Below are 22,062 nucleotides of genomic sequence, written 5' to 3'. Positions count from 1 at the left end.
CGTTTATGGTGGATTAAGGCAGTCCTAGCAATTGCTCAAGCGCAACTACGGCCTGATTGTATTGATTGATGGTATCCAGATAATTGGTGCGTGTCTGGTAAGAGCGGGTCAAGGCCTGGGCATATTCCAGATAATTGGCTTCTCCTGCTCGGAACGCTTTTTCGGCACCTTCCGCCAACCGTTGCGCAACGGGTAATCCTGTTTGTTCGTAGTACGTTAAGCTGGCCTGCTGTTTTCGGATTTGCTGCACAGCGGCTGCGAGTTCGCCTTGTAGGTTTCGTTGGTTATAAGTAAACGCAGCTTCGGCAGCTTGCTGGCCTAATCGGGCCGATTCGATGCGGGCGCGCTGGGCTTTCTGGAAAATGGGAATTCCGATACCAACCTGTACGCCCTGAAATCGTTTGCCACCATTGAAATACCGATCCTGGCCATCGACGCTCTGGGTTCCGATAAGCGATTGGTTGAAATAGCCTACCGAATAATCAGGTCGTAACCGCGCCTGTTCCACGGCGATCTGTCCTTCGGCAATTGTTATCTGTTGACGAAGCAAGGCTAACGTTGGGTTTTGGGCCAGTGCTGAATCAGATAGCGTAGGTATTGCTCGGCGTGGAAGCGGACCATCGGGCAAGGTTAAGGTGGTACTGGTATTCAGGAGTGTTTGCAGCGTACTAATCGCAATCTCCCGGTCAGCGACCGTTTGCGCGCGTTGATTCCGAACGTCGCCCAGCAGATTGTCGGCCGTGGCTACTTCCAGCGCGGTGCCCTCACCCGTGCGTAGTCGTACTTCGGTTGCCCGGCGAAACGTTCCGAGTAAACTGTCCTGCGAAATCAGCAGCTTCAATCGTTCGGAGAGATACGTTAATTCGAGGTACGTACTTTTTACGCGTGTTCGTAACTCGGTTTGAATAAATCGGGCTTGTAACTGGCTTCCCTGAATCGACGCATCGGCCAGTTTTTCCAATCCCCGAATCAGTTTGCCATTGGGAATACTCTGGGTAATCGTGAAATTATTATCCCACATAATCGAATTATACTGCCCCCCCAGCCACGATACATCCGTTCGGCCAATCTCTCGAGCTGTTCGCCGATTGGTCTGTTGAATGGCTGTATTGAGGCTACTCACCCGACTTGATCCGTTTGCAGACAGCGCTTGTGTCAGAGCCGCGTCTAACGTAAGTGGCCCTGTTGTTGTTACAGACGTTTGTGCCTGAACCGTTGTTGATCCTCCAAACAATAAGCTGATAACCAAAAGACAGGCCGCTATATAGCTAACCTGAGTACTTGCTAACGTCGTTTTTTTTGCACCAAAACGGGTTTGTTCCCACCAATACAAACAGGGTAGTACCAGTAAGGTAAGCAATGTAGCCGAAACCAGCCCTCCAATCACCACGGTTGCCAACGGGCGTTGTACTTCGGCCCCCGCCGTTTGCGCTAGAGCCATCGGCAGAAAACCCAGGGATGCTACAAGAGCCGTCATCATGACCGGACGAAGTCGGGTGGCGGTTCCTTCCAGAATAATCGTTCGTAGATCAGTCTGGCCGCTGGCTTTTAAGTAGTTAAACTCCCCAATGAGCACGATTCCGTTTAGAACAGCTACGCCAAACAGCGCAATGAAACCCACACCTGCCGAAATACTGAATGGCATGCCACGTAGCCAGAGCGCAAAAACACCGCCGATGGCCGCCAAAGGAATCGCTGAAAAAATCAGGAGACTTTGCCGTACGGAACCGAACGTAAAAAATAATAGCGCGAAAATTAGCCCCAGCGCTACCGGAACGGCAATGCTGAGTCGATCTTTGGCTTCTTCCAAATTCTGAAATTGACCGCCGTAAGTCATATAATAGCCTGCGGGTAGCTTGATCTGTTCATTTAGTTTTTGCTGTAACTCCTTTACTACACTTTCAACATCCCGCCCGCGCACATTAAACGCAACCGTAATGCGTCGTTGGGCATTTTCGCGCTGAATCTGATTGGTACTGTTCTGAAACGAAACATCCGCAATCTGACTCAGTGGAATAGTCTGTCCACCCGCGCTGGTGATCAATAAATTCTGGACATCTTCGAGCCGCTGCCGACTTTCTGATTGCAGTCGGACAACCAGTTCATATCGTCGTTCGCCTTCGTGGACTAAACCCGCCGAAGCTCCGGCAAAAGCGGCTTCTAAATACCGATTCGCTTCTTCGATCGATAAACTAAAACGAGCCAGCGCATCCCGGTCAAAACGAACAACGATTTGCGGAAGCCCCGAAACCTGTTCCACGTACAAATCCTGCGCTCCGTTCACCGAACTCACTACTTTTCCGATACGGGGAGCAAATTCAGATAATACATTTAGGTCTTCACCATAAAGCTTTATCGCTACATCTTGCTTAACGCCCGTCATTAACTCGCTGAAACGCATTTGAATAGGTTGTTGAAAGCCGAAACTCACACCTGGTATCTGACTCAGTTTAGCCTGCATTTTCTCGATTAATTCCTCCTGACTTTCTGCTGATGTCCACTCGTCCCGCTCTTTCAGAATAACCATCATATCAGAAGCTTCAAGTGGCATTGGATCGGTGGGAATTTCGCTGGCTCCTGTTTTGCCGACTACTTCAATTACTTCGGGAAAAGCCTCCTTCAGGACACGTTCGCCCTGAGTGACTCCATTAATAGATTGCGAGAGCGAAGAACCCGTCATCACGCGCGTTTCGACCGCAAAATCACCCTCGTCGAGTTGAGGAATAAACTCACCACCTAATCGGCTGAATACAAAAAGCGTAAATACAAACAGGCCAATCGATAAGCCAACAACTAACCCTCGATGGTTCAGCGTCCAGCGAATAATTGGATCGTAAATGCGATGGAAAAAGGTCATGATTCGGTCTGAAATCGTTGGCTTTGTATGGGATTTGATTTTTTTACTCAGTAGAAGTGCCGAGATCATTGGTACATACGTTAGCGACAGAATAAATGCGCCGGCAATCGCAAAAACGACCGTCTGTGCCATCGGCCGAAACATCTTTCCTTCAATACCCACCAACGCCAGAATTGGCAGATACACAATCAAAATAATAAGCTCCCCAAATGCCGCCGAAGACCGTATCCGACTCGCTGATTCGAAAACTTCCTGGTCCATTTCGGACTGGGTTAAAGAGCGAAAGTCTGGAGCAGAGTCCCTGAAATCGCTCATTCGCCTTTGCAAATGATGCAACGTGGCTTCGACGATGATTACGGCTCCATCTACGATAAGGCCGAAGTCGATGGCGCCGAGGCTCATGAGATTACCCGATACACCAAAGAGATTCATTAGCGAAACCGCAAACAACATCGATAGCGGAATTACAGACGCTACGACTAATCCAGCACGCCAGTTACCGAGTAGCAATACTAAAACGAAGACGACGATCAGGGCTCCTTCAATCAGGTTGCGTTCGACAGTACCGATAGCGCGTTCGACCAGTTTGGTTCGATCCAGAAACGCGTGGAGTTCTACACCTTCTGGTAGCGACTTTCTGATCTGTTCAATGCGCTGCTTAACGTTACCAATCACTTCGGAAGAGTTGGCTCCTTTGAGCATCATAACAATAGCCCCAACCACTTCGCCTTCGCCATTTCGGGTCATGGCTCCGTAGCGAACAGCATTGCCCAGTCCGACTTGCGCAACGTCACGGATTTGTATGGGAATACCTTCATCCGTACGGCGGACGACAATTTTACCGATATCGGTCAGGGAACCTATTAACCCTTCGGAACGGATGAAATAGGCGTTTGGGCGTCGGTCGATGTAAGCGCCACCCGCATTTTGATTATTGCGTTGTAGGGCGGTAAACACATCATCCATCGTTACGTTTGCAGCCCGGAGTCGTTGCGGATCAACGGCTACTTCATACTGCTTCAGATAACCGCCAAAACTGCTGACGTCGGCGACGCCTTTTGTACCCAGCAATTGTCGCCGAACAATCCAATCCTGGATTGAGCGCAATTCCATTGGCGAATATTTTTTTTCGTAGCCGGGTTTTGCTCGAATGACGTATTGATAAATCTCGCCCAAACCTGTTGTAACCGGTGCTAACTCAGGTTCTCCGGCATTGGATGGAATCTGGGATCGCACTTGCTGAAGTCGCTCAAAAACCTGTTGACGGGCGAAATAAACGTCTATGTCATCATCAAATACGATGGTCACGACCGATAAACCGAAACGAGACATTGATCGAATTTCGGTCAAATCAGGCAATGTAGCCATCGTTTGCTCGACGGGAAAACTAATGAGACGCTCCACATCGGGAGCGGCCAGCGCGGGACTTTGGGTAATGATTTGAACCTGATTATTGGTAATGTCGGGCAGGGCATCGATGGGTAAACGGGTCAGCGAATAACCGCCCCAAGCGACTAACGCAAGTGTCAATAGCGCGATAATCAGTTTGTTCTGAATAGAAAAACGAATAATGCGATCCAGCATGGTCGAATCTGAACAAGTGAGTGATGAATGGATGCAATACACAAGTCAACTGCACACGTTTTCGACAAACGTGCGTAAAATGAAACGTGAAGGTTACGTTATTCAGGCCCAGAGTTTGGGCGGTTGCCAGATGCCGAGCAGTACGTCGGTATGGCTGGGAGATTGGTAAGAAAAAAGCTGCCGGGAGACAACCGGGCCACTCAGTTCGGTGAAGAGCACATAGCCGAATGGCTGAGGAACCGAAAAACCCAAGCACGTAGCGCAGTGACAGAACGGACTACAAGGGGCTTTGTGGTCGTGATCGTGGTCATCGGTTGGGATTGACGAGGTAGTAGCCGTTCGATTTACGTGTTCATGGCAGTCTGCATCCGGGCAGGGTAAACCTGTCAGCAGCAACAGCCAGAATGAAAAAATAGAAATGACTACTTTCATGGTCCTAAAAGTAGAGATTATGCCAATGCAACAGGTTATCAAAAAGAAAATAACACAGCAGATGAAGTAATTTTCAGCGATTTATCTATTTATGGCGGCTTAATGGCCTGGTACTGGAAATTGAAGGAATGGGCCGGAGTTTGAAAACCAATGAAGCTCAAGTTCAGATCGTACGTAAAAGAAGGCTTTACAACCGATGCCTATTTCGAAATTCTGGCCGACAATACATTTGAATGGGGTTTCGATGTACCCAACAATGGCGGCAAAACCAAGTAAATCATTACGCTCGATCCAACCCAAAAAATATGGTATGAAACAGGCGAATTTAGCCGCGATGGTAAAAAATGGATCAAGTTTATCGAGCTGAATCAGAAAGAATTTGATTAATAATCAGTAGGCAGGTAGGTATCAACTATTCAGGAAATACTCAAGAAATGCTAAAAAATATAATTCAGGCTGCCCAAAACGCTCGCGAATTTGTTATTGAGTCTATACAACTTAATAACAAATCTTTCTGATAACCAACAGCTATCAGAAGGCCTATATTTGTGGCTATGAACTTCTGTGGTCCATACGATAAACAACTTGCCAAGCAGGGCCCACCCGCTGTGGTGACCCCTTTGCTGGCGGGTTGGGAATTTTGGCAAAAGCCAGTTCCATCAACTGATAAAACAGGCTTGATGGAACTGGCCAATGCGCAGGAGTGGGTACTTCCTAAATCCGTTCGAGATGAGCTGGAGAATGATAAGTGGGCCGTTGTTGTTACTGATCTCGCGATGACTATTCAGTACGTCAATACCCAGTTTGAAGAAATGACCGGTTATGGGCGATATGAAGTGTTAGGTAATCGTCCGACGATGTTGCAGGGAATAATGACCGGTTTAAAGCCACGTCGACGGGTGCGACAGGCATTAGAGAAGCAAAAAGGAGTGAAAGCACAGCTTCTGAATTACCGAAAAGACCAGACAACGTACTTATGTGAGGTGATCATTAAGCCCGTCTATAATCGCCAGAAACAACTTGTCAATTTCATTGCCTTCGAACAGGAGGTCCATACCCATGAACCTACCGTCTAAACCCGAACATACAGCCTGTCCGCGTTGTGAACGTTCGTTTGAATGTAGGGCGGGGAGCGTTAATCTGTGCCAGTGTCAGCCTGTTCAACTAACCGAATCCCAGCGGCAGTACATTGGTTCATTATTTCAGGGATGTCTTTGTGCTGATTGCCTGCGCACGTTGCAGGCGGAATATGGTCAATTAACCACCAGTGAAGTATAAATTAATTGCGGCCTCCGCATCCATGAATCTTCTTCATTGCCCGAACGAATAGCTATCGGTTAATCCAGAACTAGGCCATTTTTCTAGAAAAGGTTAGCAAAAGTTCACTATTTTTCGTATAATGCGATTTATAAGTTTACTCAAATCGTTATTATATGGAATTATACTATTCTTTTTCGGTCCTAATTGTTCTTACAGCTATCTTCTCTTATGTAAACGAACGCTTCTTAAAATTACCGTCTACAATTGGTATTATGCTGATGGCCATGCTGGTGTCAATCGCACTGGTTATTACAGGTAATATCTTTCCAAGGCTGTTTACTAATTTTTCCAACTTCATTGCCAACCTGGATTTTACCGAAATACTGATGGGGGCAATGCTCAATTTTCTGCTGTTTGCCGGTGCTATTCATGTTCGACTGAAAGACTTGCGTGAGCAACGTGCGCCTATTATTGTTTTCTCGACCGTCAGCGTAATCATTTCTACGTTATTGGTTGGTTTTCTAACGTACTACTTATTACCCTTATTCAGGCTGAACGTACCATTAATTCAATGTCTGGTTTTTGGGGCATTGATTTCGCCAACCGACCCAATTGCCGTATTGGGTATTCTGAAAAAAGCGGGCGTACGCAAAGCGCTGGAAACTAAAGTGGCTGGCGAATCGCTCTTCAACGATGGCGTGGCGGTTGTGGTTTTTGTCGTTCTTCTTCAGCTCGCGCAAGGGTCAGACGTTGATGTTTCTTTTTTGAATATTTCGTGGTTACTCATTAAAGAAGCGCTTGGCGGCTTTGGTATGGGCGTATTGTTAGGCTTTATCGGTTCGCGGGCTATGCAACGTATCGACAGTGCTAACGTTTCGGCTCTGATTACATTGGCTGTGGTTATGGGTGGTTATCTGATTGCTCGCGCCATGCACATTTCGGGACCGCTGACCATGGTTGCGGCTGGACTGGTTGTTGGGAATTTCGGGAAAGCTACCCGAATTTCGGTTAACACCCGCGATTATCTGGATAAATTCTGGGAGCTGATCGATGAAATCATGAACGCTATTCTTTTCCTGATTATTGGCTTCGAGTTGCTCCTGATACCGCACATTACCAATTATTGGCTGATTGGGATTATTAGTATTGCGGTGGTACTTTTTGCTCGTTTCTTATCGATTTGGATTCCCACACTTCTAATTCCTTTCCGGACAAAATTCGACCGGCAAACCATTACAATCCTGGTTTGGGGAGGTCTGCGGGGTGGTGTTTCAGTAGCACTCGCGTTGTCTATCGACGAATCATTGAATAAAAACCTATTTCTGGCGATCACCTATTTTATCGTTGTTTTCTCCATCCTTGTTCAGGGACTTACGGTCGGTAAATTGACCAAATCAAAGAATAGTCGCGAATTGGTTGACGCAGTGAGCAAGTAAAGTATACCGGTTTCGTGCTCAAATGAATTAGCTTTTGTTTTTGCAACGTTGTTGCAAAGACAAAAGCTAAGGTGTAACTTTGCCACTTTCCTCAAATTAATACATCCTATTTCATACATCATACACAAACACGTATGGCTTCGTCGTCTGATTACGAGGTAATTATTGTTGGCGGTAGTTACGCTGGTCTTAGTGCAGCTTTGGTATTGGGCCGTTCGCTGCGTCGGGTATTAGTATTGGATAGTGGGAAACCTGCCAATCGCCAAACACCGCATTCGCATAGTTTTTTGACTCGCGATGGCGCTACCCCCGCCGAATTAAGTGCTATCGCTCGTGAACAGGCGTTGGCTTACCCAGGCGTACAATTTATAGAGGCTACTGCCACAACAGCCACCCGACAAGATTCCAGATTTGTGATATCAACCGATACTGGAAAAACCTACACAGCTAATAAAGTAATATTGGCAACGGGGTTGACTGATGAACTTTTGCCAATTCCGGGTCTGGCCGAATGTTGGGGAATCTCGGTCCTTCACTGCCCCTATTGTCATGGATATGAAGTACATGGGCAGGCTTTGGCCGTACTGGCTAATGGCGACGAGGGGTTTGAGTTTGGTCGACTCATTCGCCACTGGAGTCCTAGTATGACGTTATTTACAAACGGCCCATCTACGTTGTCTACTGAGCAAACTGCCCTGCTACAGAAACACCAGATAGCGATCATTGAAACACCGATTTCAGCTATTTTACATGAAAGCGGACAATTGAATGGTTTGCTGCTGGCTGATCAGACACGTTATCCGCTAAACGCTCTATTTGCCCGTCCGAAACTTCATCAGGCGTCTGATCTTGCTGAGCAATTGGGCTGTTTACATGATGGCATGGGTTTTGTACAAGTTGATGAGATGGGACGTACAAACATACCGGGCGTATATGCCGCTGGTGATACACAAACCATGATGCGTCAAGTTCTGGTTGCGGCAGCAAACGGTCTTCGAACTGCGGCTGCTATCAATAAAGAATTGATTGAGGAAAATTTTGTATAAACCATTATCGCACATGTACCTTTGCGTGGTATGAGAAATGCGCTCATTTATATTCTCCTCGTTGCAACGCTGCTGCCAACGGTCAGCCAGTGGGGAATTATTGCGTATTATCATGCCAACAAGGATTATATCGCGCGGGTACTTTGCCAAAACCGCGATAAGCCTGAACTGCATTGCGATGGGCAATGCTATCTGGCCAAACAATTGAAAGAGCGTCAGGATAAACAGGATAAGGAAACGACGGAGCGCGTACAAAATACGCCCGTTGTTCAACTGTTCTTTCAGGCTAATTCTGTCTTTCAATTCCCGCCAATCTGGGCTGCGTTGACATCGACTTCTTTTTCTGCGTATGCGATGCCAGCTTATCTGGCCCCTTCCGTACGATTTTTTCATCCCCCACGAGTTTAAGTCTGTTCGACGGGCGGCTGTTTATTGGCTGTTCGGAAAATGTTTCTCAACGCCTGTAGACTTGAGAGCATTCATCCTATTTATTTCTTCGACTTAAACTAAGCTTTCGTGAACACTTATAAAGTCCTCATAGCCGGTTGGTTATGGGCTATTAGTACGTTCTGTGCCTGTGCACAGACGATCGACCAAGGGATTGTCTTCGACGCCCAGACCAAAGAACCGATTCCGGGCGTAACCCTGACATGGGCAGACGGGAAATCTGGCGCAGTGACCGATGTAAATGGCCGATTCTCGATGATAAATTCGGCTTTAGCAATGACAGCTTCAGCCGTTGGTTACCGAAAACAAGCTATAACCCTTACTGCCGGACAACCAATACGAATCGCTCTGGAACCAGCGGTCGAAGACTTGCAAACGGTTGTCGTGACCGGAAACCGGGAGGCTGCTTTACGTACCGAAACGCCGATTGCGATTGCCAAACTATCACCGAAGCTCATTAACGAAACCAAGCCGACGAGCATCTACGAAGTGATTAACAAAACGCCGGGTGTGCTGATGGTCAATCTGAACAACGAACAGCACATGATGGCAATTCGCCAGCCGATGACGACCAATGCTTATTTCCTATATCTGGAAGACGGCGTTCCGATTCGGCCGATGGGCGTATTCAATCACAATGCGTTGCTGGAAATGAACCAGTTTACGGTCAGTTCTATCGAAGTGGTAAAAGGACCTGTCTCGTCGATTTACGGGCCGGAAGCGGTGGGCGGAGCCGTCAATTTTATTACGCAACGACCTACTGCTGTATCAACGGCGCGAGTCGGCATTCAGGTTGATCAATGGGGTTATCAGCGGCTTCAGGTTGGGGCAGGGGCAAGGCAGGGTAAATTTGGGATTTATCTCGGCGGCTTCATTTCACGCCAGCGTAATTCCTGGATGAGCAGCTCTAATTATGATAAATCGTCGTATTTCACTCGACTGGAATATGCTTTTACGTCCCAAACTCGTCTGACGGGTACATTATCCTACAATAATTACGACTCACAAACCAGTGGCAATGTAGACAGTACAGCTTTTTTCGCCCGACAATACGTAAGTACGACGGATTTTACTTACCGAAAAACTTTTTCATTACGGAGTCGACTAACGCTCGAACATGATTGGAAAAATGGCTCGCAGTCGTTTATAACGGCCTTTGGACGTAACAACAGCGTGGGCCAAAATCCAACCTATGCCATTCGATGGACGAGTGGTGCGTCAACGGCTACCGGGCAAATTAACAGCAACGATTTTCAGAGTTACGGCTTCATCGCGCAACACACACAGCGACTACGCTTCCTGAATAGCAAACTCATTGCCGGAGCCACGCTCGACTTGTCGCCAAATACATATTACGCCTATCAGACGGAGCTGGCTGCTGAACTGCGGCCCGACAAAAAATCAGTGCTGAAATACACGCAGTTACGAGAACGCCCCGATTTGCAGTTAGCTAATTATCAGGCCGATATCTATAACACGGCTGCTTATTTGCAATACGACTTCGAGCCTTTGCCTAAACTTCGACTATCGGCAGGCCTGCGTTACGACCGGATGGCGTTCGATTACATCAATGCGCTGGATAAAAGTTCGGGCGGGAAAGAGTATAGCCAGGTAACTCCCAAAATTGGCGCGACCTATGATTTGGGGCATGGTAAAGGGTTATACGCCAACTACGCCAAAGGATTTTCCCCTCCGGCGCTTACCGCTATTTTCCTGAAACGCACAACTCCGACGGCTTCCGGCGACTTGTTCTATTACAACCTGCAACCGGCCAAATTCGACAATGTGGAAATTGGCGGTTGGGCATCATTTCTATCTAATAAAATCTACCTAGACGGAGCTGTCTATCAGATGACTGGTACGAATGAACTCCTCAACATTCGCCTGCCCGACAATTCTTTCGACTACCAATCGGCTGGGCGAACGCTGCACAGAGGTCTCGAATTGGGGGTTACGTATCGACCATCGAAGCAGCTATTTTTCCGGTTCGGCGGTACGCATGCAGTCCATCAATTTGTGGATTTTACGCTCAGTCAGCGAGCTTCCGATGCTATTCAGAATGTGAATGGGAAGGATATGCCTTCGGCGCCAAGAACGCTCTGGAACACCGAGGTCAGCTATTACCCCGCCTGGCTCAAAAACTTCCGCACGTCGGTTGAGTGGCAGCACGTATCAAGTTGGTTTCAGAATCAGACGAATACGGTTAGTTATGGCGGCTACGATTTTGCGAACGTTCGGATGGGCTATCAGTGGAAAGGCATTGAGGTATTTACCAACGTTTTGAACATGACGAATGCGCTCTTTGCCACCAATGCGACACGAGGCAACAATGCCACTGATCGAACGACTTATAACCCCGCAGCTCCGCGCACGTTTGTGTTCGGCATTCAGTACGATTTTTCGGGTAAATAACCGCATTCAGATAAACGACAGAAACGAAAGAAATAAAGACGATCCATCATGAAAAATTTGCTCCTCTTATTCCTATTCTTAGGATTGGTAGCTGAAAAACCAGCGAATGAAAAAGCTATTTCCAATCCTCAATTTACGGGTGCCGTACCGCGCTTAACGACCGATGCCACCGGAAATCCACTTCTGAGTTGGGTGGAAACAGACGCTGAAAAAGGAAGCACTTTCTACTATGCCATATCGACGGATGATGGGCAAACATTTGGCGAGAAAATTCGCGTGAAAGCGCCTGCGAACCTATCCTCTCACGCCGAAGGCATGCCCAAAATTGCCGTTAAATCGGATGGTACGTTGCTGGCGGTTTTTGAAGTACCCCGGCCAACAGAAGCTTCGCGGTTTGCGGGCGATTTGCTCTATACGATGTCTTCCGACAACGGACAAACCTGGACGGAACCCAAACCCGTTCATCAGGATGCTACTCCCGGTAAAAGCCACTCGTTCAGTGATGTAATTCGTTTGTCCAATGGCGAAATTGGTGCTGTCTGGCTCGACGAAAAATTGCCGAATCGCGAAGGTCGACCTGTTGTGTTTGCGCAGACTAGTAAAGGAAAGGGCTTTGGTGATGCCGTACTGGTCGATGATAATGCCTGTCAGTGCTGCCGAACTAATCTGTTTGTCGATGCGAAAAAAGCTCTTCACATCACGTATCGGGATCTAGTGTCATCACCTAAAGCTGGCGAAGCAGCATCGCGTGATATCAGTACGTCGGTTTCGTCGGATGGCGGTAAAACCTTTACAAAACCCCAGCTCGTTTTTGCTGACCATTGGCAGGTGAATGCCTGTCCGCACGCGGGGCCTTCTGTAGCGGCTCTGGACAATGATATACTGGTTACCTGGTTTTCGGGTAAAGAAAATGCAGCGGGTATCCGATTGGCGCAAATAGGTTCGTCAAAATTGGTCGATGGCCTGATGACCAGCCGAGCAAAACACCCGCAGGTAGCTAACACGGGAGGGAAATTAGTCTGGCTTTGGGATGAATCGATTTCGAAAGATGGCTCTGGCGAAATGGGGTCATTTGCGCAACGAATTGGTATGCGGGTGATGACTGCCAAAGCCATCAGTCCCACAAAATATATCACACCCGAAACCGCAAATGCAACCTATCCGACGGTCATTGCTACGAAAAAAGGAGCACTAATCGCTTACGAGCAGACAATGAACAAAGAGAAGGCCGTTATTGTAGTGCGTCGGGTAGATGATTTTTAGTAATTTAACAGACTTTTTGTAAACAGATGGGCCAATGAAACCGGTTCTTCTGGTTTGGGGATAAATTGGTAGCTGTAGATCATGACGTTGAAAATTACGATACTTATTACGTCGGTCGCGTTGCTGATAATGGCGTTTTTCTTATCTGCCAATCAGAAACCGCTTCTTTTCAACGTACCTCCCCATTTCCCGCAACCAGTTTATCCATTTGACAAAAATCCACTGACCGAAGCCGGAATCGAGTTAGGCCGAACCCTGTTTTACGACCCCATTCTATCGAAAGACAATAGAATCAGTTGCGGCAGTTGTCACCAACAGGCATCGGGTTTTACCCAGCCCGGTAATGCACTCAGCCGGGGTATCAATGATTTGTCGACCAGGCGAAATGCAATGCCATTGGCAAACCTGGCCTGGTCGAGTCATTTCGGATGGGATGGGAGCGTACACGATCTGGATTTATTCCCGATGGTACCTATTCAGAATGAGAGCGAAATGGCTGAGTCGATTCCCAATATTCTGGAGAAACTTCGCAAAAAGAGCAACTATCCCGTTCTGTTTACGAAGGCGTTTGGGAACTCCAACATCACCAGTGAGCGGTTTTTAAAGGCGATCTCGCAGTTTGTGCTTACGATGGTGTCGGCCAATTCGCGCTACGACCGAGCCGTCCGTAACGAAGGCGCTACGTTCACTCAGGCCGAGCGGGCGGGCTGGATATTGGTTGAGCGAAAATGCAGTGGTTGTCATCCAGAACCCTTATTCACCGACTTCTCGTTTCGCAATATCGGTCTGTCCCAAACCGTGAGCAACGATCAGGGGCATTTCGACATCACGTTAAAAGACGAAGATCGGTACAAGTTTAAAGTGCCAACGTTGCGCAATGTAGCCGTAACAGCTCCCTATATGCACGACGGTCGATTTGCTACCTTAGAAGAAGTCGTAGCTCATTATGGGAATGGCGTTCAGCACGGCGAAACACTGGACCACCTTCTGAAAAGAGACCGTGAAACGAGCATTCTCGGCATTTCGCTCACGCCCACCGAACAGGCAGACATCGTAGCCTTTTTGCGTATGCTGACCGACGACTCGTTTTTGCAGGACCGTCGGTTTGCCGAATCCAGATAATTCATATCGCAACTATCGCCTTATCTTTGGTGTTCGGCACGTATTGGCTTTAGCAATCTGCATAGTACGACAAGCTTTGCCTTAAGAAATTGTTATCGGAATTGTTATGCGGATTTTACTTGTAGAAGATGAATGGGAAGTGGCATCGCTGATAAAAAGCGGCCTTGAAGAATATGATTTCTCGGTCGATATTGCAGGTAACGCTATGGAAGCCCATCAACAACTGGCTGAACACGAGTATGATACCGTGATTCTGGATGTGAATCTGCCGATTATTAGCGGGTTTGATCTATGCCGGATGATTCGGAATAAATACGAAACACTGTCCATTCTGATGCTGACCGCTTTTGGCAGCACCGACAACAAACTGGAAGGTTTTGATGCTGGCGCCGACGATTATCTGGTGAAGCCGTTTGAATTTCGCGAATTAGTCGCGCGATTAAGGGCACTTAACCGACGGAATGGACACGTTGTTGGCGAAGCACCTATTCTTAAAATTGCCGACCTCGAATTCAACCAGCAAAGCAAAGCGGTAAAACGTGGTAATCAGAAAATTCTCCTGACGGCTCGTGAACTTGCTCTGCTTGAGTTTTTTATGAAAAATCAGGACCGGGCCTTGACTCGTAACGAAATTATGGAGCATGTCTGGGATCTGAATTTTGATACCGGCACCAACGTTGTGGATGTTTACGTGAATTACCTGCGCCGAAAAATTGACAAGGATTTTTCGCCCAAACTCATTCATACCATCAGCGGTATTGGCTACATCATGCAGGCTTCTGATCAATAACTTATGAGAATTCGCACCCGCCTTTCCTTCACATTTGTGGGCGTTGTGGCGGCCATTCTGCTGCTATTTTCCTTTGTCGTATATGCTACCGCCGAATATTTCCGGCAGCGGGATTTCTATTTGCGGTTAAGCGACAAAGCGAAAACAATAGCTCGTCTGTTGCTGGATGAAGAGGAAATCGATACGCGTCTGTTGCATGTTATCGAGCGAAATAATCTGACAGCCCTGCCCAAAGAGCAAATCAACATTTATGATCAGCAGGGGCGAATGGTCTATTCAACCCAACCCCGATCCATCGTAAAACCGGAGATACTGAAGCGGATTCGCGAAAAGAAAGAAGTATTTCTGCGACAGAATCAGGTTGAAATTGTCGGGTTTATTTATCCCCATGAGAAGAAACAATACGTACTGGTAGCCTCGGCCTACGACCAGTACGGAATTGAAGAAATGGGTCATTTAAGTACGATTATGGGCGTGGGTCTGCTCTGTAGTCTGGCACTGGTAGGAGCCGTCGGATGGGCCTATGCTGGCCGGTCGCTACGCCCGATTTCGGAGGTAATTCGAGAGGTAGACCTGATTACAGCCTCTAATCTGGCCCAGCGAGTAACTGCCGGTAACGACCGCGACGAAATAGCTCAACTGGCGCGAACTTTTAATCTGATGCTCGATCGGGTGCAGGAAGCGTTTGAAGTCCAGCGAAATTTTGTGGCCAATGCTTCTCACGAACTGCGTACTCCACTGACGATCATAACGGGTCAGATTGAGGTAACGCTCTTGAAACCACGCACCGTTGAAGAGCACGAAGCCAAATGGAAAGCCGCGCTGGATGTTATTCAGCGCATGAATAAACTAACGAATAACCTGCTCAATCTCACCCTGGTCAGTCTGGAAGCAACGCCCCTGAAATTCAGCGAAGTCGCTATCGATGAAGTGATTTATCAGGCGGCACAGATGCTCATGAATCATCAGGCCGAATACTCCGTTGTGTTTGCGTTTGAGGGTGAAATGGAAAAGATTCAGCCATCGTTGACCATTGCCGGAAATAAATCGTTGCTGTATTCGGCTTTTTTCAATTTGATGGAAAATGGGTGCAAATTTTCCGAAAGCAAGCAGGTGAATGTAACCCTCGGCGCAAATAACCGATGGGTTACGATTCAGTTTAAGGACGAAGGTATCGGGATTTCAGAGGCCGATCTCAAAAGTATTTACGAACCCTTTTTTCGCGCGCAGAATGTCAAACGAATTCAGGGACACGGGGTTGGCCTGCCGCTGACGTATCGGATCATTCAGCTCCATTATGGTCAAATTGACGTTGTATCGCAGCCAGATAAAGGTACAACGTTTACCGTTCGGCTGCCCAAAACGTTCTAATCGTTTTCTAATCAACTTCTAATTGTCTTCTCATTGACTTCTAACAAGCCCTTAATTAATGCAGGGCTTGATTGTCAGAACTTTGTTATGTAGAAATCTACATGGCTTCTTCTCAACTGTTTTGACCTAAGGAGAACTATACGATGAGACACAGACAACCTAACAAATACGTAAACTGGATCACCATCTGGGGCTTTATTTTTGGCTGTATCGCTTTCAATTTGTACTTCGATAGTCGCCAGGATACGCAGACGTACCGGACGCAGTACAAAACCCAGAGCCAGCGTGCCGATTCGTTGTACAAAGAAACGATCCGGCTAGAGCAACGCCTTCGTGAAATCGAAGCGACGTCAGTAAAAAAACTCTCGACGAGCCAACCTTCGGTAGCAAGGCAGGTTCCGACCACCAACGAATTATAATCTTTTCGGCCCTGTAAAGTCCTGCTGTAGCCGATTACTTATGTTTAAGAATGAATCTATAGCAGGCACAAATTCCTAGTACTCAACGAATACAACGAACCACAACCATGATTTTAAAGAAGAAAGTCTCTCAATCGATCGATGTAAACAGCCGCCTGGGCGATTTCCGGGGCGGTTCGATTTCGTTTCTGGTGGCCGTTCCGCTCTGCCTGGGCATTGCGATGGCTTCCGGAGCACCTCTGTTTTCAGGTATCATTGCAGGAATTGTCGGTGGTTTGGTTGTCGGGTTAGTAAGTCGTTCGGCGCTTAGTATTTCCGGCCCCGAAGCAGGACTCATTGTTGTTACCTTGACAGCTATTCAGGCGCTTGGATCGTTCCCTGCTTTCTTACTGGCGACGTGTATTGCCGGGCTTATCCAGATCGGTTTAGGATTTGCGCGAGCCGGTATTATCAGCAATTTCTTTCCATCGTCGGTCATTAAAGGTATGCTGGCTGGTATTGGTATTATGCTGATTATTAAGCAACTACCGCACCTGGTTGGCTACGATGCCGATGCTGCCGAAGGACTTGCACTTTTCCAGCCAGATGGTTTCAATCTTAGCGAACAATTACGAATGGCAATGGGGCAATTCAGCCTAATTGCCGTGCTGATTACACTACTTTCGTTAACTATATTCTTCATCTGGGAACAACCTTCATTTCGGAAATATGCCTTCATCAAGAATGTTCCAGCGGCCCTGATTGTCGTCGTGCTGGGGATTTGTATCAATGAATTGGCAAAGACCTTTTTTCCAAATTGGGCGCTGTCAGGCAATCATTTAGTGCAACTGCCGGTTGCGGATAGTGTAGAAGGGTTCTTTCAATTATTTACGCTTCCCGATTTCTCGCAATGGAATAATCCGTTAGTATATACCTCGGCCGTATCGATTGCGCTGGTTGCCAGTCTGGAAGCATTGCTGGCCATTGAAGCCTCTGATGAGCTTGATCCGCTGAAGCGAAAAACTCCCTCTAACCACGAGTTAAAGGCGCAGGGTGTTGGTAATGTGGTAAGTGGCCTGATTGGTGGTATTCCGCTGACATCCGTAATCGTGCGTAGTTCGGTAAGTATCAACGCCGGTGCGCGTACGAAAGTAGCGGCACTTATCCATGGTACATTGCTGCTAGTGTGTGTGATAACACTTCCAACATTGCTGAACAAAATGCCATGGGCAAGTCTGGCGTCTATTCTGCTGGTTACGGGATATAAACTGGCCAGAATCGATGTGTTCAAAACGACATTTGCTCAGGGGCCTGCCCGATTCATTCCATTTGTTATTACCGTCATTGCCGTTGTACTGACAGACCTGTTAACGGGTATTGGTATTGGGATGGTAACGGGCGTATTTTTCATCCTCCGTGATCATTACCGGAATACGCACCACGTACGAGCCGACTGGGACAGCGGTGTCAAGCGGATTCACGTGAGCCTGGGCGATCATGTATCGTTTTTGAGTAAAGCAAAACTGGTAAAACTGCTGAAAAGTGTACCTGATAATGTTATCCTGGAAATTGACGGAAGCCATTCATCGTACATAGACAGCGACGTTGTGCAGGTTATCGAGAACTTTGGTATCTCGGCCAAGGAACGGAATATTCAGCTCATTTTCCGGCCGAGCCCAGCCAACTCGGATCAGCCGTATACTTACACGTCAGAAGAATTATTTAACAACTATCAACGTACTGATTCACAACTTAATCTGAATCGACTCAAAACGACGTCGATTGGCGGATAAAGAATTTAGCCTGTTAAGAAGTGGGAATGCCAATTAGCTACTGAAACCTTGTTCGGTAGCTAATTTCTTTTTCAGAAATTCGTACTATCTTATAATTTCACCTGCAAGGTCAGATAAACGCTTCGTCCGTCAGACGGAAGAATGCCAGGGCCGGGATAACCTGTAGCCCGGCGCGTGAAATAAAACTGATTGGTCAGGTTATTTAAACTACCCTCCAGCCGAAACCGTCTGAATTGGTAAGACAAGCTGGCGTCCATAATCGTATAAGCCGGAATCAGGCCAATAACGGCTGAAACCCCACCTTCAGTAGCATTGGTTGCCTCCGAAAACTGATCCGACAGATAGGTGTACTGAAACGATGCTTTTACGTTTTTGTAGCCCAACCGAAGCCCGCTTTTCAGGTTGACTTTGGGTACAAACTCGACCTGATTTCCGACAACGCCCGCTACTTCACTGGCTTTATAAGTCGAATGAATCAGCGCTACGTTAGCAAACAAAACACCGCTCAGATTGGGATTCGATGGGTTAGCTAAGCGCAGAAAATCGGCTTCGGCATAGGATTCCAGCCCCATAATAACGGCCTGTCCAATATTTCCCCGACGTCGAAGAACGCGGTCATTCTGGTCGTAAAACTGGACTTCGCCAATTCGATTATTGTAATTGAGATAGAACGCGCTTACGTCGAAATTGTACAGCGTCGTTTGTGTGCTGCGAATACCCAAATCGAGCGAATAGCCTTTTTCATCCTGTAAATTCGGATCAATAACCATTGATGGATTGGCGATTCGCATATCGCTAAATGTAATCGAGCGGTAGTTCTGCGATATATTGCCGTAGATATCTAATTGACTTGTCGGTTTATAGCTAATTCCCAGACCGCCCAGGACAAACTGACGCCCATTCGTGCGGAACTCATTAGTACGACTTGAACTGATAATATTACCAGCCAAATCGCGGATCGTATTGCCGTAAAAACCATCGGCGGTGGTGTGAATATATTCGAATCGGACGCCCGGTGTAATCGACAATTTATCGCCGATGTAGAAAATATTTTCGGCGAATAAGGCTACGTTTCGATTGGGAAATCGGTAGTCATATGTAATCGCCTGAGCGTCGTTAATATAATTGAAATCAGCGTCTTTCCCCTTACTGCCTAACCCCTGAAGACTATGGTTGAAGCCATGATAATACCGACCACCGGCCAGCAATACAGCCTGTTTTTTACCCAGATAATAGCGTTTCAGGTAACGCGCTTCGGTACCCCAGTTTTGAAAATCACCTTTGATCAGATCGCGTTCGCTGTTGTCGTCGATGCTAGCCACTCGGTTTGGCCGAAAACCCAGCGAATAGCGATGCGCATACAACCCAAATACGCGTAGATTGACCTCGTGGTTGCTGTTGAATTTATGGTCGAAATGCAAAGCTGGCATCGTCCAGTTGACCTTAAACCAGTTTCGTTCCCGATTGCTTTGGCGCGGATTTTCGCGGAACATATCGTCGGTCAGGCCGCCCGGTTGTTGGGCTAGATAACTCATCTGGGTAATGTCGAAACCGATTACCGTTTTCTCCGAGAATCGATAGTCGATGTCGGCAAAAGCGGTGTAGTTTGTGAAATCTGAATTAGGGCGCCAGCCACCGCCTTTTTTATATTGGAAATAGGTGTAATAGCTCAATTTTCCAACTGTTCCGCTGGCGCTGGTGAAAGTATTATAAAACCCAAACGAGCCAAGAGTTTGCCGGATTGTCAGCTCAAATTTTCGGTCGGTGATGGGCTTTTTCATCACAAAATTAAGTAGTCCACCAAACTGAGTACCGTATTGAAGCGAAGCGGCTCCGCGTACGATCTGAATTCGTCCGACGGCTTCGGTTGGTGGTGTGTAGTAGCTTTCTGGATAGCCCAGTGCATCGGCACTGATATCGTAGCCATTCTGCCGAACGTTGAAATTGGAACTACGATTTGGATCGAGACCGCGTCCGCCGATGCTCAACTGCAAACCGGCTCCTTCATTTTCCCAGATATTTAACCCCGCCACTCGTGCATAAATCTGACGAGCGTTGTTTATGGATAAGTTGGCGACCAATTGCTCAGGGATAATTACTTCCGATTTCTTGCCTTCGTAAATGCCCATATTTTCGACACCCCGCATCCGTGTAAACCCAAAATCCGATTGCTTATCCGTAACCGTCACTTCATTCAGCGTTTCGAGTCGACTGCTAAGCCAAATCGTTACCGTCTGATTTTGCCCGTTAATGGTTGCTGTCTGTTTAGAAGCTTTAAAATCCGGGCAAGTCGTTTGCAAAATGTATTGCCCGTTCGGCAAATTTTCAAAGGTAAATTGTCCAAGCGTATCGGTTGTGGTTGTTCGTTTACCATCATTTATATATACCGTACAGCCCTTCACCGCAGAGCTATCGTGGTGAGCCTGCACCTTGCCCAAAAGTTGATATTGAGCAAAGGAAGTTGAGGGAAATAGGCAAAACGTAAAAAAACTAAAAACCGTAAATCGTATCATGGAATGGAGTAATCCAGGCTTTATGCATAAATGATTCCTGTTCAATAGCCAGATTCGTAGTTGGGCTGACCAATGGTTTTCCCATACGGCCATTGAGCGTTACATATGAATCGACGTAAACTTGTGGGTTACGAAATCCTTGTTGAGCATAAAAATCACGTAACAAATGAGCGTATTGGAGCAACATATCGGGCTGGGTCGACATCATTTTTTCCTGTAGTGTTGTCAGAAAATCGTTGTTGTTGACAATGATGTGATTTCCGGATTTGTCTTTCACCGTAAACTGAGCGTACCCTGCTTTTTCCATCAGCATCACCCGCCACGAAAAACGATAGCCTTCTTCGGTCCAGAACAATTCGCCCGGATACAGCAGATACCGAAACGGAAAGACCAATTGAAAGGCGAAGAAGATTGCCAGGAATCCTAGTATGCTATTGGCGATAATAGGCTGAAAACGATAGACTCGTTCAGGACGCATAAATCGCGTTGGCATGGTTAGCCATTTGCCAAGCTGTCGGATAATTCGCTTGTGAAAGTCCGTTGAAAAAAAGATCAGGGCCGTAACGATCATGATGTAAGGAAACATGCCAATCGGGAAAAGTATGGCCGTTAATCCATGAAAAACAACCACAGCGACGTAAGCGAATAGTCGTGTTCGGTGGTTCCAGAGCAGAAACGGAATGCTCAAATCATACAGGCAACCGAACCAGCTGAATGCATATGGAATCCAGTTGTGATTAAGCAATGGGCCAATAATTGGCAGATCGTTGTGTGCAGGCAGCCAGATCCGTAGCGGAAGCGCGTGCAGTAGCCAGTCACTATTGAGTTTGGCTAATCCTGCAAAGAAATATAGCAACGCAACAAACAGTTTCAGCGTGTCGATGCACCAGGCCGGAATCTGATCCGCGATTAAATCACGACGTCGGTAGGCATCGACAGAAAAGTAGGCATGAGCTGGCAGAAAAATCAGCAGCAGGCAAACCATACTCGTGAAATAGTAATGGTTCAGATAGGTGCTTTTGTCAATCAGTTCGATGTATGTAAAGCTGAGAAAAAGGCTAATACTGGCCAATCGGTAAAAAAGGCCGATGGCTACGAATAATGCCGACAGACCACAAACGGCAAACAACAGATAGGTGTATGAGCCTAGCGGCCGGACAAATTCGAATCCGTAAAATGGGAAAAAGTAACGTGGTTTAATGTACAATTCGGTAATCCAGCCTTTGCCCCAAAAACGGACAATACTCCCCAGCAGCATCAGGCCAAACGTGATTCTGAAAATAGCCAACGGAGCCGCCGGGGTAGTTTTGCGAAAGTAAGCCTGCATGAAAAACAGTA

At 47.2% G+C, this 22,062-nt stretch carries 17 protein-coding genes; 13 read left to right on the top strand and 4 right to left on the bottom strand.

Translation table 11 applies throughout. The features are described from left to right. Positions 1 to 13 precede the first annotated feature (13 nt). Together ACYVE4_RS05400 and ACYVE4_RS05395 are read right to left on the bottom strand one after the other, a co-directional pair. The gene (locus ACYVE4_RS05400) at positions 14 to 4,441 is read right to left on the bottom strand and encodes a CusA/CzcA family heavy metal efflux RND transporter (protein ID WP_460995949.1); all 4,428 of its coding nucleotides are present in this window, start codon (positions 4,439 to 4,441) and stop codon (positions 14 to 16) included. A 102-nt stretch (positions 4,442 to 4,543) separates the two neighbouring features. Continuing rightward, positions 4,544 to 4,873, bottom strand: coding sequence for a DUF6660 family protein (locus ACYVE4_RS05395; protein ID WP_460995948.1), 330 nt, complete (start codon positions 4,871 to 4,873; stop codon positions 4,544 to 4,546). Positions 4,874 to 5,023: 150 nt separating this feature from the next. Between ACYVE4_RS05395 and ACYVE4_RS05390 the strand changes: the two genes are divergently transcribed. From ACYVE4_RS05390 to ACYVE4_RS05330, 13 genes are all read left to right on the top strand, one after another. Beyond that, complete coding sequence (locus ACYVE4_RS05390) at positions 5,024 to 5,149, top strand: hypothetical protein (protein ID WP_460995947.1); 126 nt, start codon at positions 5,024 to 5,026, stop codon at positions 5,147 to 5,149. A 278-nt stretch (positions 5,150 to 5,427) separates the two neighbouring features. After that, positions 5,428 to 5,949 (top strand): PAS domain-containing protein, encoded by a 522-nt coding sequence (locus ACYVE4_RS05385; RefSeq protein WP_460995946.1) that lies wholly within the window; start codon positions 5,428 to 5,430, stop codon positions 5,947 to 5,949. Further along, positions 5,933 to 6,151: a cysteine-rich CWC family protein gene (locus ACYVE4_RS05380; protein WP_460995945.1), complete on the top strand. Its 219-nt coding sequence runs from the start codon at positions 5,933 to 5,935 to the stop codon at positions 6,149 to 6,151. The genes ACYVE4_RS05385 and ACYVE4_RS05380 overlap by 17 nt, the downstream gene beginning before the upstream one ends. A 155-nt stretch (positions 6,152 to 6,306) precedes the next feature. Next, positions 6,307 to 7,569 carry a cation:proton antiporter gene (locus ACYVE4_RS05375; RefSeq protein WP_460995944.1) on the top strand — a complete coding sequence of 421 codons (1,263 nt, stop codon included), beginning with the start codon at positions 6,307 to 6,309 and terminating at the stop codon, positions 7,567 to 7,569. Positions 7,570 to 7,703: 134 nt separating this feature from the next. Continuing rightward, a complete protein-coding gene (locus tag ACYVE4_RS05370; RefSeq protein WP_460995943.1) occupies positions 7,704 to 8,615 on the top strand; it encodes an NAD(P)/FAD-dependent oxidoreductase in 912 nt (303 codons plus the stop codon). A 30-nt stretch (positions 8,616 to 8,645) separates the two neighbouring features. Further along, entirely contained in the window at positions 8,646 to 9,023 is a 378-nt protein-coding gene (locus ACYVE4_RS05365; RefSeq protein ID WP_460995942.1) for a hypothetical protein, read from the top strand. 108 nt (positions 9,024 to 9,131) lie between these two features. Further along, entirely contained in the window at positions 9,132 to 11,474 is a 2,343-nt protein-coding gene (locus ACYVE4_RS05360; protein ID WP_460995941.1) for a TonB-dependent receptor, read from the top strand. A 48-nt stretch (positions 11,475 to 11,522) separates the two neighbouring features. Next, on the top strand, positions 11,523 to 12,737 hold the full coding sequence (locus ACYVE4_RS05355) for an exo-alpha-sialidase (RefSeq protein ID WP_460995940.1): 1,215 nt from the start codon (positions 11,523 to 11,525) through the stop codon (positions 12,735 to 12,737). A gap of 81 nt (positions 12,738 to 12,818) precedes the next feature. Further along, positions 12,819 to 13,859: a cytochrome-c peroxidase gene (locus ACYVE4_RS05350; RefSeq protein ID WP_460995939.1), complete on the top strand. Its 1,041-nt coding sequence runs from the start codon at positions 12,819 to 12,821 to the stop codon at positions 13,857 to 13,859. A gap of 106 nt (positions 13,860 to 13,965) precedes the next feature. Next, positions 13,966 to 14,649 carry a response regulator transcription factor gene (locus ACYVE4_RS05345; protein WP_460995938.1) on the top strand — a complete coding sequence of 228 codons (684 nt, stop codon included), beginning with the start codon at positions 13,966 to 13,968 and terminating at the stop codon, positions 14,647 to 14,649. Positions 14,650 to 14,652: 3 nt separating this feature from the next. Continuing rightward, on the top strand, positions 14,653 to 16,020 hold the full coding sequence (locus tag ACYVE4_RS05340; RefSeq protein WP_460995937.1) for a HAMP domain-containing sensor histidine kinase: 1,368 nt from the start codon (positions 14,653 to 14,655) through the stop codon (positions 16,018 to 16,020). Between the two features lie 143 nt (positions 16,021 to 16,163). Then, complete coding sequence (locus ACYVE4_RS05335; RefSeq protein WP_460995936.1) at positions 16,164 to 16,439, top strand: hypothetical protein; 276 nt, start codon at positions 16,164 to 16,166, stop codon at positions 16,437 to 16,439. A gap of 107 nt (positions 16,440 to 16,546) precedes the next feature. Next, positions 16,547 to 18,211 (top strand): SulP family inorganic anion transporter, encoded by a 1,665-nt coding sequence (locus tag ACYVE4_RS05330; protein WP_460995935.1) that lies wholly within the window; start codon positions 16,547 to 16,549, stop codon positions 18,209 to 18,211. A gap of 89 nt (positions 18,212 to 18,300) precedes the next feature. On the opposite strand, the gene ACYVE4_RS05325 is transcribed toward ACYVE4_RS05330, so the two are convergent. Both ACYVE4_RS05325 and ACYVE4_RS05320 read right to left on the bottom strand, forming a co-directional pair. Continuing rightward, positions 18,301 to 20,724 (bottom strand): TonB-dependent receptor domain-containing protein, encoded by a 2,424-nt coding sequence (locus tag ACYVE4_RS05325; RefSeq protein ID WP_460995934.1) that lies wholly within the window; start codon positions 20,722 to 20,724, stop codon positions 18,301 to 18,303. Further along, entirely contained in the window at positions 20,702 to 22,051 is a 1,350-nt protein-coding gene (locus tag ACYVE4_RS05320; protein ID WP_460995933.1) for an HTTM domain-containing protein, read from the bottom strand. The genes ACYVE4_RS05325 and ACYVE4_RS05320 overlap by 23 nt, the downstream gene beginning before the upstream one ends. Positions 22,052 to 22,062: the final 11 nt, after the last annotated feature.

Source organism: Spirosoma harenae (genome assembly GCF_054776975.1).
This window is presented reverse-complemented; position numbering and strand designations above follow the sequence as displayed.